The organism is Stenotrophomonas sp. pho, from assembly GCF_006228405.1.
In the GTDB taxonomy this organism is placed as follows: Bacteria; Pseudomonadota; Gammaproteobacteria; order Xanthomonadales; family Xanthomonadaceae; genus Stenotrophomonas; species Stenotrophomonas sepilia.
In genome coordinates, this window is the sequence record NZ_CP029759.1 from 1,591,953 (window position 1) to 1,605,115 (window position 13,163).

Consider the following 13,163-nt stretch of genomic DNA (forward strand, 5'->3'; position numbering starts at 1 on the left):
GATGGCCCGTCCGATCCGTTCGATCACCCTTGGCCTGGCTTGGCGCCTGTTCCTGGCGCAGGCCTTCACCGTACTGTTCGCGGTGGTCGCATTGATCCTGACCTGGGGTGACAAGGACTCCTGGGGCATGGACATGTTCGTTGCCGAGGCGGTGGCCAAGGCGGTGCACAGCGAAGGCGGGCGCCTGGTGCTGGACCAGGCGCGCTGGGACAAGCTCGATGCCAACGCCGGGGGAAATCTCTGGTTCGCCGCGGTGGATGACAAGGGCATGTGGCTCGAGCGCGGCACCATCCCAGCCATCCACGCGCCGATGCTCGCGCGGCTGCCGACCGTGGGCGCCACGGAACTGGGCTCGCTGGTGCCCCCCTATCTGGACGTGGCGCGGGTGATGATCCGCAACGAGGACGGGCGCCGCATCACCGTGATGGTCGGTGGCGCGCCCAAGGGCGGGCTGCTGGATGGCGCCCTGATGGTGCTGCGCCTGATCGGCCTGTGGTTCTTCCTGCCACTGATCGTGGTCACCCTGCTTGTGATGCCGACCGTCATCCACCGTGCCATGCGCGGCGTGCGCCGTTCTGCGCAGCAGGCCAAGGAACTGGATATCGGCCAGCCCGGTGCGCGGCTGGATGCGCGGCTGGTCTCCACGGAAGTGGCGCCGCTGGTGGAAGCCTTCAACGATGCCATCGACAAGGTGCAGCAGGGCTATGCAGCGCGCGACAAGTTCCTCGCCGACGCGGCGCACGAATTGCGCGTGCCGATCGCCGTGGTGCAGGCGAGACTGTCTCAGCTGCCGCAGGGCGAGCTGAAGTCGCAGTTGCTGACCGACGTGGCGCGGCTGGGCAATGTTGCCGAGCACCTGCTCGATCTGCAGCGCCTTGACCGCAATGTCGGCGCATTGCAGCGGCTGGACCTGGCCCTGCTGGTGCGTGAGGCAGCCGCGGACCTGGCGCCGTTGGTGGTGGGTGCCGGCTATGGATTCGAAGTGGACGCGCCGGAAGCGCCGGTGTGGATCCACGGCGACAGTCTGGCGCTGGGGCGGGTGATTGCCAACCTGGTGCACAACGCGATCGTGCATGGTGGTGGCCGTGGCACCATCTGCGTGCGGTTGGATGCGCGCGGCTTGCTGGAGGTCAGCGATCAGGGTGCGGGCATTCCAGTGAGCGACCGCGAGGCGATCTTCGAGCCGTTCCATCGCCTGCGCGCGGCGGGCAGCGGCAGTGGCCTGGGCCTGCACCTGGTGAAGGAGATCGTGCAGCACCACGGTGGCTCGGTCAGTGTCGGTGAGGCTGCGGGAGGCGGCGCAAGCTTCCGGGTCAATTTCCATCGCGGTAGCGTCCGGCGCTGACGCGTTTGCGGGGCAAGTCCCGATAGGCAAGCTGCCGCCGGTAGCGGCAGGCTGGACCCATGGCCGTCCAGCTTTCCCCGTCTCCCTTGCTGGGCAGTGGCGCCGCTGCGGCGCTGACACTGGGGGCGCTGGCCTGCGTGCAGCTGCCGCGGCTGCCGCCGCTGTGGGTCAGCACGGTGATGATCGTGCTTGGCATGGCGGGGTGGGGCCTGCGTTGGCGGGGGCGCCTGCCCGCGGTCGTGCTGCTGGGCGCCGGATGGACGGCGATGCATGGGCACTGGGCAATGCAGGAACAGCTGCCGCCAGGCCAGCCAGCACGGGATGTGGTGGTCAGTGGACGGGTCATCGATCTGCCGGACCATGGAGCCGCGCACACCCGCTTCCTGCTGCAGGTCAGCGAGAGCAGCGAACTGCCATCGCTGCGCGGCAAGCGCCTGCAGGTCACCTGGAACGATGCCTGGCGTGCCGCTGACGCCACCGACGCCGGGCGTGGGCGCCATCAGGTCCTGGCCGGCGCGCAGTGGCATCTGGCCTTGCGCGTGCGGGCGCCGCGTTCGCGGATCAATCCCGGTGGTTTCGACGGTGAACGCCATGCGCTGCTGCGCGGCGTGTCCGGCAACGGCACGGTGCGGGCGCCGGCCAGCGCGTGCGAGCTTCAGGCCGCGCATGGCCTGCCGGCATGGCGTGAACGCACCAGCGCCGCCATCGCCGTGCAGGTGGCCCATCCAGCTGCGCGCTTCGTGCAGGCGCTTGCCCTGGGCGATACGCGTGGCCTGTCCGACGCCGATTGGGATCAGTTGCGGGCGCTGGGCCTGACCCATCTGGTGGCCATTTCCGGGTTCCATGTCGGGGTGGTGGCGGGACTGGGGGCGTTGCTGTGCCGAGGGCTGTGGTGGCTGTGTCCGCTGCTGGCCCGGCATTGGCCACGCCCCCAGGCGGCGGCCTGCGCTGCGGCCCTGTCCGCAGCGGGCTATGCGGTGCTGGCTGGCGGTGAATTGCCGACCGTGCGCACCGCACTGATGATCGGGCTGGTGGCGCTGGCGCGTAGCGGGCGGCGCCCACTGGGTCTCGTGCAGGGGCTTGCCCTGGCGGCGCTGGCGCTGCTGCTGCCGGCGCCCCTGTCAGTGCTGTCCGCGGGCTTCTGGCTCAGCTTCGGCGGCGTCCTGTGGCTGGTCTGGTGCCTGCCGCAGGGACGTCCGCGTGGGGTGGTCGCCAACCTGCGCGGGTTCCTGGCCGCACAAGGGGTGGCCAGCGTCGGCCTGTTGCCGCTGGGCATCGCCTTGTTCGGTGGCACCGCCTGGCTGGGGCCGCTGGTGAACCTCCCGGTCATCCCGTGGTGGACATTGCTGGTGGTGCCCTTGTCACTGCTGGGCACCGCCCTGCAGGTGCTGCATGACGGCGCCGGGTGCTGGGCGTGGCGTGCAGCGGCGTGGTTGTTCGAAACCAGCTGGCAGGCCCTGCAGCCACTGGCGGCGCATCCACAGGCGATGTGGTGGTTGGCCGAGGCACCGGCCTGGGCAGTGCCGGCGGCGCTGCTGGGCGTGTTCTGGTGGCTGCTGCCACGTGGTGCCGGGGGCGGGCTGGCTGGCCTCCTGCTGTGCCTGCCGCTGCTGTGGCCATTGCGCGAGCGGCCGGCCGAGGGGGAGCTGGAGCTGCTGGTACACGACGTCGGGCAGGGCACGGCGGTGTTGCTGCGCACCGCGCGGCATGCGCTCTGGTACGACGTGGGACCGCCGATCGGGGGTGAGGGCAGTGAGCGGGTCCTGGTTCCGTCATTGCGCGCGCTGGGGCAGGCACGGCCCGACCGCGTGCTGATCAGTCACGACGATCTCGATCATGCCGGCAACCTGCCGAGCCTGCGCCTTCAGTTGCCGGAGCTGCCCCTGTTGGCGCCGCCGGGCAGCGCGATCGCCGGGGCCGGGCGCTGCCAGCGCGGCCTGCGCTGGCGCTGGGACGGCGTCGACTTCCAGGTGCTGCACCCCGATGCCGGCAGCCAGCGGGCTGGAAACGAGGACAGCTGCGTGCTGCGCGTGGCCAGCGCGCATGGTGGGGTCCTGTTGCCCGGGGACATCGGCCGCCCGGCCGAACAGGCGCTGCTGCGGGCGTCTCCGGCGGCGCTGAAGGCGGATGTGGTGCTGGTGCCGCACCATGGCAGCGGCGGCAGCTCCAGCGCGCCCTGGGTGGCGGCGGTGTCAGCCCGGCTGGCGCTGGTTTCGGCAGGGCACCAGAACCGCTTCGGCCACCCGCGCCGGGACGTGGTCCGGCGCTGGCAGGCGCAGGGAGCCGAGGTGGTGTCCACTGCGGAGTCCGGGGCGATCCGCGTATGGCTTGGCGCACAAGGGCTGCAGCTGCGTGAACAGCGTATCCATGCATCCCGGTGGTGGGATGCCGCTGGGCGGGCGCGGTCGGCTGTTATCCTATCGCCGATCAAACAAGCGGCCGTTGGGCCGGAGGGTTGAAACGTGTGGGAACTGGTCAAGGCCGGTGGCTGGCCGATGGTGCCGCTGCTGCTGTTGGGCGTACTGGCTTTGGCGATCATCCTGGAGCGTTTCTGGTCCCTGCGGCGGACTGAAGTGCTGCCGCCCGGCCTCGGCCAGGAAGTGCGCAACTGGGCCGCACGCGGCAAGCTTGACCCGGCGCACCTGCAGACCCTGCGTGCCAACTCGCCGCTGGGGCATTGCTGGCGGCCGCGCTGGAAGCCCGCAATCGTCCGCGCGACCAGATCCGCGAGCGCATCGAGGACACCGGCCGCCACCTGGTGCACCGCATGGAACGTTTCCTCAACGCGCTGGGCACCATTGCCTCGGCCGGCCCGCTGCTGGGCCTGCTGGGCACCGTGATCGGCATGATCCAGATGTTCCTGGGCATCCTCGACCATGGGGTGGGCGACGTGAACCAGCTGGCCGGCGGTATCGGCAAGGCGCTGGTGTGCACCGCCACGGGCATGATCGTGGCCATTCCGGCACTGATGTTCCATCGCTACTTCAAGGGCCGCATCCACGGCTACGTGGTGGAAATGGAGCAGGAAGCCAGTGCCCTGCTGGACACGCTCGACGGTCGCCCCGGGGTGATGAACCCGGTCGCGCCGGCGCGACCGGCCAACGCCGCTGCGGCGAAGGCCTGATCGATGCGTATCGGCAATGACCGCTCCCAGGATGAACCGCATATCGATCTGGTCCCGCTGATCGACGTCATCCTGGTGCTGATCATCTTCTTCGTGGTCACCACCACTTTCGATGCGCGCTCGACGCTGCAGGTGCAGCTGCCTACCGCCAGCCAGCAGCCCAACAACGAGCCGCCGCGTTCGCTCAGCGTGCTGATCAACGCCGAAGGCCGTTATTTCATCAATGACCAGGAAGTGCTGCGCAGCGACGTCGAGTCGGTCAAGCAGACCATCGCGTCCGTGGCCGGCAGTGACCGCAGCCAGCCCGTACTGCTGCGCGCCGACGCACGCACTCCCTACCAGGCCGTGGTGACTGCGCAGGACGCGCTCGGTCAACTCGGTTTCCGTCGTATCGCCATTGCAACTGCGCCAGAGGTGCGTCCATGAGTTCCCATCACGCGCCGGTGTGGCCGATCTACAAACGTCTGCTGGGCTACACCCGCACCTACTGGGTGTTCATGGTGGGCGCGGTCATCGCCATGGTGGTCGAGGCCCTGGCCGGCTACCACTTCACCAAGCTGATGGAGCCGCTGGTCAACGAAGGTTTCGTCGACCCGCAGCCGCGCGCGGCCGTGGTGCTGCCGCTCACCATCCTCGGCCTGTTCCTGATGCGCAGCGTGGCCACCTGGGTCAGTGACTACACGCTGGCCAAGACCGGTCGCAGCGTGGTCCGCGACCTGCGCGAGCAGGTGCTGCAGAAGTACCTGCACCTGCCGTCGTCGCACTTCGATACCGAAGCGACGCCGGTGATGGTCAGCCGCCTGAACTTCGATACCGAGCAGGTCACCCAGGCCAGCGCCGACGCGCTGAAGACCGTGGTGGCCGATACCCTCACCATCGTCGCGATGCTGGCGGTGATGCTGCAGATGAGTGTCAAGGTCACGCTGGCGATGCTGCTGGTGGTGCCGCTGATCGGTGGCATCGTGTCCTACGTGGGCAAGCGCTACCGGCGCATCAGCCGTGGCATCCAGGACGGCATGGGCACCATGGCGCAGACTGCCGAGCAGTCGCTGGCCGCGCAGCAGGAAGTGAAGGTGCACGGCACCCAGCAGCATGAGATCTCGCGCTACTCGCGCCTGGCCAACCGCATGCTGGCGCTGAACATGAAGGTCGAGGTCACCCGCGCCGCCGCCTCCAGCGTGGTGCAGTTCCTGGCCGCACTGGCGCTGGCGGTGATCGTCTGGGTGTCGACCCGCGAAGCCCTGGCCGGCCGGCTCAATGCCGGCCAGTTCATGGGCCTGATGACATCGATGATGGCCATCATTCCATCGCTGCGCCGCCTGACCAGCGTACAGACCTCGATTTCGCGCGGTGTGTCCGCTGCCGAGCGCCTGTTCGGCATCCTCGACATGCCAGTGGAGCGCGACCAGGGGCAGAGACGCGTGCAGCGCGTGCGGGGCGAACTGGCGTTCGACCACGTCATGCTGCGTTACCGCGAGGACAGCGGCATCGCCCTGGACGACATCAGCTTCGTTGCCAGGCCAGGCACGGTGACGGCCATTGTCGGCCGTTCCGGCAGTGGCAAGACCAGCCTGATCCGGCTGGTGCCACGCTTCTACGAGCCCAGCGGCGGTGTCATCACCCTCGACGGCGTGGCACTGGACGACTACCCGCTGGCCGACCTGCGCCGGCAGGTGGCAATGGTCGGGCAGAAGGTCATGCTGTTCGATGACACCATCGCTGCCAACATCGCCTATGGCATGGAAGCGACCGACGAGCAGATCCGCGCGGCGGCCGAAGCCGCCAACGCGTGGGAGTTCATCGCACGCATGCCGCAGCAGCTGCAGACCCCGGTGGGCGAGAACGGCGCGCTGCTGTCCGGTGGCCAGCGCCAGCGCCTGGCCATTGCCCGCGCGATCCTGCGCGACGCCCCGATCCTGATCCTCGACGAAGCCACTGCGGCGCTGGACAACGAATCCGAGCGCCTGGTGCAGGACGCGCTGCAGCGCCTGATGCCCGAACGCACCACGCTGGTCATTGCGCACCGGCTGTCGACCATCGAGCATGCCGACCAGGTACTGGTCATGGATCATGGCCGCATCGTTGAACGCGGCACGCACAAGGAGCTGCTCGAACTGGGCGGCCTGTACCAGCATCTGCACAGCATGCAGTTCCGCGAAAGGCAGGACTGATGGCCGGCAAGGGCACCCAGACCCCGCCGTACTGGTATGACGGCACCCCGGTTCCGTGGGCGATGCGCCTGCTGGCGCCGCTGTACGCAGGTGTCACCGCACTGCGCCGGCGCGCCTATCGGCGTGGCTGGCGCAAGCGCCACTCGCTGCCGGTGCCGGTCATCGTGGTCGGCAACATCACCGCCGGTGGTACCGGCAAGACGCCGCTGACGATTGCCCTGGTCGAGCGCCTGCGCGCGGCCGGCTGGAAGCCGGGCGTGGCCAGCCGCGGCTATGGTCGCGAAGACGCCGACAAGCCGCTGTGGGTGCAGGCCGATACGCCAACCGCGAAGGGCGGTGACGAACCGGTGCTGATCGCCTGGAAGACCGGCGTGCCGGTGCGCGTGGACCGTGACCGTGTCGCCGCCGGCAAGGCGCTGATCGAGGCCGGCTGCGATGTAATCGTCTGCGACGACGGTTTGCAGCACTACCGGCTGGCGCGCGACATCGAGATCGAACTGGTCGATGCCCAGCGTCGCTATGGCAATGGCCGGATGATCCCGGCCGGGCCGTTGCGCGAGCCGGTCAGCCGCGCGAGCGAGTGCGATTTCCGCGTGGTCAACCTCGGCCAGGCCGATGAGGAGACCGCGGCACAGGCCTGTGGCTTCGGCCAGTGGCCAATGTCCCTGCACATCGACAGTGCGCAGCCGCTGGCCGGTGGCCGCGCGCGCCCGCTGGCGTACTTCAAGGGCCAGCGGGTGCACGCGGTGGCCGGCATCGCCCATCCACAGCGCTTCTTCGACATGCTGCGCGCGCGCGGGATCGGCGTGGTGCCGCATGCGTTCGCCGACCACCAGGCCTACCAGCCGCAGGACCTGTCCTTCGGCAGCCAGTTGCCGGTACTGATGACCGAAAAGGATGCGGTGAAATGCCGGGCGTTCGGCAACGACTGGCACTACGCGGTTCCGCTGCGCGCCGAGTTGCCCGCCGCGTTCTGGGTGGCGTTGACCGATCGCCTGGACAAGCTGCGACCGAACTGAGTGGCGCGGCGGCGCTTGCATTCACGCGCCGCTGGCCGCATTCCCGTTGTAACGAGCCTGCCGAGAACCGCCCGCATGACCGAATTCGTCGTCGCCATTCCGGCCCGCTTTGCCGCCTCGCGGCTGCCGGGCAAGCCGCTGCGCCCGCTGGGCGGTGAGCCGCTGGTGCTGCATGTGGCGCGCCGCGCGCTGCAGGCCGGTGCCCGCGAGGTCTGGGTGGCGACCGACGACCAACGCATTTCCGATGCGCTGTCCGGGTTGGCCGAGGTGAAGGTGGCGATGACCGCGACCACGCATGCCTCGGGCACCGATCGCCTGGCCGAGTGCGCACGCATTGCCGGCTGGGCCGATGACACGGTGGTGGTCAACCTGCAGGGCGACGAACCGTTCGCGCCGGCGACCGGCATCCGCGCGGTGGCCGATGCGCTGGTCGCTGGCACTGCGCCGATGTCGACTCTCGCCACGACCGTCGAGGACGCGCACACCCTGTTCGACCCGAACGTCGTGAAGCTGGTGCGCAACGTGCGCAACGAGGCGATGTACTTCAGCCGCGCGCCGATCGCCTGGCACCGCGACGGCTTCGCACGCAGCCGCGACACGCTGCCGGACGGCCATCACTGGCTGCGCCACATCGGCATCTATGGCTATCGCGCCGGCTTCCTGCAGCAGTTCGCGGCGATGCCGCCGGGCCAGCTGGAGCAGGTCGAATCGCTGGAGCAGCTGCGCGTGCTGGAAGCGGGCTACCCGATCAGCGTGGCGATCTCGCCCGAGCCGTTCCCACCGGGCATCGATACGCCCGAGGACCTGGAGCGCGCCGAGGGGCTGCTGCAGGCGATGGCCGCGCGATGAGGCTGCTGGTCGTCTGCCTCGGCAACATCTGCCGTTCGCCGATGGCCGAAGGCGCGCTGCGCGCACGCCTGGATGCCTCGCCGCTGGCCGGGCGGGTGCAGGTCGATTCGGCCGGCACGGGCGACTGGCACGTGGGCGAGCCGCCGGACCGCCGCGCGATCGCCTGCGCGGCCGGGCACGGCGTGGACATCGGCGGCCTGCGCGCACGCCAGCTGCAGGCCGTGGATTTCGAACGTTTCGACTGGATCCTGTGTGCCGACGAGGCCAACCTGCGTGATGCCGGGCGCCTGGCGACGGCGGCCCAGCGTGAACGGCTGGCGTTGTATCTGCCCTGGTCCGGCGGGCAGGGGCGGGTAGCCATCCCTGATCCCTACACCGGCGGCAGCGATCATTTCGAACAGGTCTGGTCGCTGGTCGACGATGCTGCAAAACGTGCGGTGGCACGACTGTTGCATGACGCCGACTCCGGCATAATCAGGTCATGAACGTCCAGCCCGTCCCGGACCTGCCCGAATTCGCCACCTGGCTCAATGCCACCCCCTGCACCCTGACCGAACTGCGCGGCCGGCCGGTCGCGCTGCTGTTCGTCAATGCGGCCTCCGCCTGGAGTGCGCAACGCCTGGCCGAGTTCGGCCAATGGCTGTCGCGCCACCCGGGCAAGCTGCAGCCGCTGGTGCTGCAGGTGCCGCGTTTTGATTTCGAACGCGATGCCACGGCCGCACTGAAGCTGCTGCGCCGTCAGGGCCTGACCATGCCCGTGCTGCTCGATGCCGACTGGGATGGCTGGCGCCGCTTCGGCGTCACCGCCTGGCCGACCATGGTGCTGCTGGACGCGCAGGGCCGTGAACAGCAACGGCTGGTCGGGCAGGGCGCGCCCGGTGAACTGGAGCGCGCCTTGAACGCGCTGTGCCAGGGCGCACCTTCGGCGCCGCCGCGTGGCGGCAGCGAACTGCATCCGGAACCGCGCCAGGCCCTGCGCTTCCCGCAGGGGCTGGCGGTCAGCACCGAACGTCTGTACATCGCCGACAGCGGTCATCACCGCATTCTCGAATGCAGCCATGGCGGCCGCATCCTGCGTCAGTTCGGCCTCGGCACCGCCGATTTCATGGATGGCAATCTCGCCGAAGCGGCGTTCCACCGCCCGCAGGCGCTGGTGCTGGAGCGCGATTCGCTGTACGTCGCCGATACCGGCAACCATGCCGTGCGCCGCATCAATCTGCTGACCGGCATCGTCGACACGCTGTGCGGCAACGGGCGACCCGGCGCGCCGGTGGAGGGCCCGGTGGCGCAGGCGCGGCAGGTCTCGCTGGACCATCCGGTTGGCCTGGCCATCGCCGACAACCAGCTGCACATCGCAATGGCCGGCGACAACCGCATCTGGAGCTACCACCTGGGCCAGCGCAGCCTGCAATGGCGCGCCGGCAGTGGTTCCATCGACGAGCGTGATGGCAGTGGCCATCTGGCTGCCTTCGCGCAACCGACCGCGCTGGCCGTGGTGCAGCAGGTGCTGTACGTCGCCGATGCGTTGGGATCCTCGATCCGTGCACTGCAACTGCGTGGTGACCTGGTGCAGACACTGGTCGGGCAGGGGCCGTGGCGCTTCGGCAGTGAAGACGGCCCGCGCGCGCAGGCCAGCCTGCAGTTCCCGCAGGCGATCGCACTGGGCGCGGACGCCCCGCTGCTGTGGATCGCCGACACCGGCAACGGTCGCCTGCGCACGCTGCGCCTGGGCGGCGGTGAACTGACCACCCAGCCGCTGCCGCGCCGCCTGCACGGCCCGGCTGGCCTGGCCGTGGGCGCAGGTGCGGTGTGGATCGCCGAGACCGACGCCCATGCCGTGCTGCGATTCGACCCCGACAGCGGCGTGCTCAGCGAAGTCCCGATCAGCGAATGACCGACGTTCCCGCCCCGGCCTTCAACGGCAAGGCCTTCGCGGCCCAGCTCAGCACCGCCCCCGGCGTGTACCGCATGTACGCGGCCGACGACACCCTGCTGTACGTGGGCAAGGCGCGCGCGCTGCGCAACCGCGTCGGCAGCTATTTCAACGGCAGCCCGAAGAACGCGCGGATCATGTCGATGATCTCGCAGATCACGCGCATGGACGTGACCGTGACGCGCTCGGAAGCCGAGGCGTTGCTGCTGGAGAATCAGCTGATCAAGTCGCTGTCGCCGCGCTACAACGTCTCGCTGCGCGACGACAAGACCTACCCGCATGTGCTGCTGACCCGCGAGGACTGGCCGCGCATCGCCCTGCATCGGGGCCCGCGCGCCATTCCCGGCCGCTATTTCGGGCCGTATCCGGGCGTGACCGCAGTGCGCGAAACGCTGAACCTGATGCACAAGCTGTTCAAGCTGCGCAGTTGCGAGGACAGCGTGTTCCGCAACCGCTCGCGGCCGTGCCTGCAATACCAGATCGGCCGCTGCAGCGCGCCCTGCGTGGAGCTGGTGCCGGCCGCGGACTACGCCGAATCGGTGCGCCGTGCTGCGCTGTTCCTGGAAGGCAAGAGCGACGAGCTGACCCGCGAGCTGGGCGAGCAGATGCAGGCCGCCAGCGAGGCCCTGGAGTTCGAGCAGGCCGCGCGCCTGCGCGACCTGATTTCCTCGCTGCGCAGCATGCAGACGCGCCAGTACGTGGACGGCCGCGCCGCCGACCTGGACGTGCTGGCGGTGGCCATGCAGGGTTCGCAGGCCTGCGTGCTGCTGCTGGCTTTCCGCGATGGCCGTAACCTCGGCACCCGCCCGTTCTTCCCGCGCACCAACGGCGAGGAGAGTCCGGAGGAAGTGCTGGCCGCGTTCGTCTCGCAGTACTACATCGAATTCGAGCCGCCGCGCGAGATCCTGCTGGATCGCGAGATTCCCGATGCCGACCTGCTGGTTGCGGCGCTGTCGGCCTCGGCCGAGCGCAAGGTGCAGCTGAAGTGGAACGTGCGCGGCGAGCGCGCCGGCTATGTGGAGCTGGCCAGCCGCAACGCGCAGCTGACCCTGGCCACTGAACTCAACAGCCGCAATGCGCAGCATGCGCGCAGCGATGCACTGCGCGAGATGCTGGGCCTGGCCGAGCCGGTCAAGCGGGTCGAGTGCTTCGATATCAGCCATACGCTGGGCGAGGCCACTGTGGCCTCGTGCGTGGTGTTCGACGCCGCCGGTCCGGTGCGCGCGCAGTACCGCCGTTTCAACATCAGCGGCATCGAGCCGGGCGACGACTATGCCGCCATGCGCCAGGCCATCGACCGCCGTTTCCGCCGCGCGGTGGAAGAGCAGGGCGTGCTGCCGGATGTGCTGCTGATCGACGGCGGCGCCGGCCAGCTGGCACAGGCCCAGGCCGCGCTGGCCGACCTGGGCGTGGAAGGCGTGCTGCTGGTGGGTGTGGCCAAGGGCGTGGAGCGCCGCGCCGGCCATGAAGCGCTGGTGATGCCCGACGGTCGCGAGCTGCGCCCCGGCGCGGCCAACCCGGCGCTGCAGTTCATCCAGCAGGTGCGCGACGAGGCGCACCGCTTTGCCATCACCGGCCACAGGGGGCGCCGCCAGAAGGCGCGGATGACCAGCAAGCTGGAGGATATCCCCGGCATCGGGCCGCGCCGCCGCGCCAGCCTGCTCAAGCATTTCGGCGGTCTTGTGGGCCTGAAAGCCGCTGGCGAAGCGGAAATCGCCAAGGTGGAAGGCATCAATGACGCCCTCGCGGCACGTATCTACGCTAACCTGCACGGGTTGGCCACGCCTGATGCGGCCGAGTAGAGAGAGAAGCACGCAAGCATGAAGTTGACCCTGCCCACCTGGCTGACGTTGTTGCGGATCGTAATGATCCCGGTGCTGGTGCTGGTGTTCTACCTGCCCTACACCTGGACCAACTTCGCTTCGGCGGCGATCTTCGGCCTGGCCGCGATCACCGACTGGCTCGACGGCTGGATCGCACGCCGTTACCAGCTGGAGTCGGCCTTCGGCGCGTTCCTCGACCCGGTCGCGGACAAGCTGATGGTGGCAGTAGCGCTGTTCCTGATCGTGCAGGGCCATCCGACGCCGTGGATGGCATTCTGGGCGGCGGTGATCGTCGGCCGCGAGATCGCGGTATCGGCGCTGCGAGAGTGGATGGCCGAGCTGGGCCAGCGCGCCAAGGTGCGCGTGGCGATGATCGGCAAGATCAAGACCACCGCGCAGATGGTCGCGCTGCTGTGCCTGCTGTATTCGGTGGCGCCGAACGTGCCGGTGGAAGACATCTGGATGGGCTGGCCGGTGTTCCACATCGGCGACTGGACCCTGGCGATTGCCGCGGTGCTGACCCTGTGGTCGGGCCTGCAGTACCTGCACGCCGCTTGGCCGAGCCTGCGCGATGACGAGCGCGCCGCGCGCGAGCGTGCACGGCAGAAGAAGCTGGGCAACTGAGCCCCGGGGTCGGATCCCTTTCCGCAGGAAAGGGCTCCTGGCAGACCCGAAAAAGCGCTTGACGCCATCCTTGGAATAGGTAAAATTTCGCCTCCCAAGCGGGAATAGCTCAGTTGGTAGAGCGCAACCTTGCCAAGGTTGAGGTCGCGAGTTCGAGTCTCGTTTCCCGCTCCAGATTCAAGAAGAACGCTCCCGACAGGGGGCGTTTTTCGTTTGCCTGGCGCCTGCTTCATCCCCACTTCACCGCCACTCCTTCGCCTCGCCACGCGCCAGTT

At 69.0% G+C, this 13,163-nt stretch carries 10 protein-coding genes, 1 tRNA gene and 1 pseudogene; all 12 read left to right on the plus strand.

Features of this window, described 5'->3' with window-relative positions:
• Position 1: 1 nt before the first annotated feature.
• The 12 genes and pseudogenes from DL544_RS07470 (at position 2) to DL544_RS07525 (ending at position 13,062) form a co-directional block, all read left to right on the plus strand.
• Complete coding sequence (locus tag DL544_RS07470) at positions 2 to 1,345, plus strand: sensor histidine kinase (RefSeq protein ID WP_065177374.1); 1,344 nt, start codon at positions 2 to 4, stop codon at positions 1,343 to 1,345.
• A gap of 59 nt (positions 1,346 to 1,404) precedes the next feature.
• Positions 1,405 to 3,804, plus strand: a complete 2,400-nt coding sequence (locus tag DL544_RS07475; protein ID WP_065186112.1) for a DNA internalization-related competence protein ComEC/Rec2 — start codon at positions 1,405 to 1,407, stop codon at positions 3,802 to 3,804.
• A 3-nt stretch (positions 3,805 to 3,807) separates the two neighbouring features.
• Positions 3,808 to 4,469, plus strand: a pseudogene (locus tag DL544_RS07480) (MotA/TolQ/ExbB proton channel family protein).
• A 3-nt stretch (positions 4,470 to 4,472) separates the two neighbouring features.
• Complete coding sequence (locus DL544_RS07485; protein ID WP_005415977.1) at positions 4,473 to 4,895, plus strand: ExbD/TolR family protein; 423 nt, start codon at positions 4,473 to 4,475, stop codon at positions 4,893 to 4,895.
• On the plus strand, positions 4,892 to 6,640 hold the full coding sequence (gene msbA / locus DL544_RS07490) for a lipid A export permease/ATP-binding protein MsbA (RefSeq protein WP_049438204.1): 1,749 nt from the start codon (positions 4,892 to 4,894) through the stop codon (positions 6,638 to 6,640). Before DL544_RS07485 ends, msbA begins: the two co-directional genes overlap by 4 nt.
• The gene (gene lpxK, locus DL544_RS07495) at positions 6,640 to 7,659 is read left to right on the plus strand and encodes a tetraacyldisaccharide 4'-kinase (RefSeq protein ID WP_065186114.1); all 1,020 of its coding nucleotides are present in this window, start codon (positions 6,640 to 6,642) and stop codon (positions 7,657 to 7,659) included. The genes msbA and lpxK overlap by 1 nt, the downstream gene beginning before the upstream one ends.
• Before the next feature lie 75 nt (positions 7,660 to 7,734).
• On the plus strand, positions 7,735 to 8,508 hold the full coding sequence (gene kdsB / locus DL544_RS07500) for a 3-deoxy-manno-octulosonate cytidylyltransferase (protein ID WP_053500516.1): 774 nt from the start codon (positions 7,735 to 7,737) through the stop codon (positions 8,506 to 8,508).
• Positions 8,505 to 8,993: a low molecular weight protein-tyrosine-phosphatase gene (locus DL544_RS07505; protein WP_065177369.1), complete on the plus strand. Its 489-nt coding sequence runs from the start codon at positions 8,505 to 8,507 to the stop codon at positions 8,991 to 8,993. Before kdsB ends, DL544_RS07505 begins: the two co-directional genes overlap by 4 nt.
• Positions 8,990 to 10,402, plus strand: coding sequence for an NHL repeat containing protein (locus tag DL544_RS07510; protein ID WP_005415983.1), 1,413 nt, complete (start codon positions 8,990 to 8,992; stop codon positions 10,400 to 10,402). The genes DL544_RS07505 and DL544_RS07510 overlap by 4 nt, the downstream gene beginning before the upstream one ends.
• Positions 10,399 to 12,243, plus strand: coding sequence for an excinuclease ABC subunit UvrC (uvrC, locus tag DL544_RS07515; protein WP_005415984.1), 1,845 nt, complete (start codon positions 10,399 to 10,401; stop codon positions 12,241 to 12,243). Before DL544_RS07510 ends, uvrC begins: the two co-directional genes overlap by 4 nt.
• Before the next feature lie 18 nt (positions 12,244 to 12,261).
• Entirely contained in the window at positions 12,262 to 12,888 is a 627-nt protein-coding gene (gene pgsA, locus DL544_RS07520) for a CDP-diacylglycerol--glycerol-3-phosphate 3-phosphatidyltransferase (RefSeq protein ID WP_005412825.1), read from the plus strand.
• Positions 12,889 to 12,986: 98 nt separating this feature from the next.
• Positions 12,987 to 13,062: transfer RNA gene (locus DL544_RS07525), tRNA-Gly, on the plus strand.
• Positions 13,063 to 13,163: the final 101 nt, after the last annotated feature.

Coding starts and splice junctions, on each gene's coding strand:
- DL544_RS07485 (WP_005415977.1), top strand. CDS start 4,473: ATGCGTATCGGCAATGACCGCTCCCAGGATGAACCGCATATCGATCTG.
- pgsA (WP_005412825.1), top strand. CDS start 12,262: ATGAAGTTGACCCTGCCCACCTGGCTGACGTTGTTGCGGATCGTAATG.
- msbA (WP_049438204.1), top strand. CDS start 4,892: ATGAGTTCCCATCACGCGCCGGTGTGGCCGATCTACAAACGTCTGCTG.
- uvrC (WP_005415984.1), top strand. CDS start 10,399: ATGACCGACGTTCCCGCCCCGGCCTTCAACGGCAAGGCCTTCGCGGCC.
- DL544_RS07505 (WP_065177369.1), top strand. CDS start 8,505: ATGAGGCTGCTGGTCGTCTGCCTCGGCAACATCTGCCGTTCGCCGATG.
- lpxK (WP_065186114.1), top strand. CDS start 6,640: ATGGCCGGCAAGGGCACCCAGACCCCGCCGTACTGGTATGACGGCACC.
- DL544_RS07475 (WP_065186112.1), top strand. CDS start 1,405: ATGGCCGTCCAGCTTTCCCCGTCTCCCTTGCTGGGCAGTGGCGCCGCT.
- DL544_RS07510 (WP_005415983.1), top strand. CDS start 8,990: ATGAACGTCCAGCCCGTCCCGGACCTGCCCGAATTCGCCACCTGGCTC.
- kdsB (WP_053500516.1), top strand. CDS start 7,735: ATGACCGAATTCGTCGTCGCCATTCCGGCCCGCTTTGCCGCCTCGCGG.
- DL544_RS07470 (WP_065177374.1), top strand. CDS start 2: ATGGCCCGTCCGATCCGTTCGATCACCCTTGGCCTGGCTTGGCGCCTG.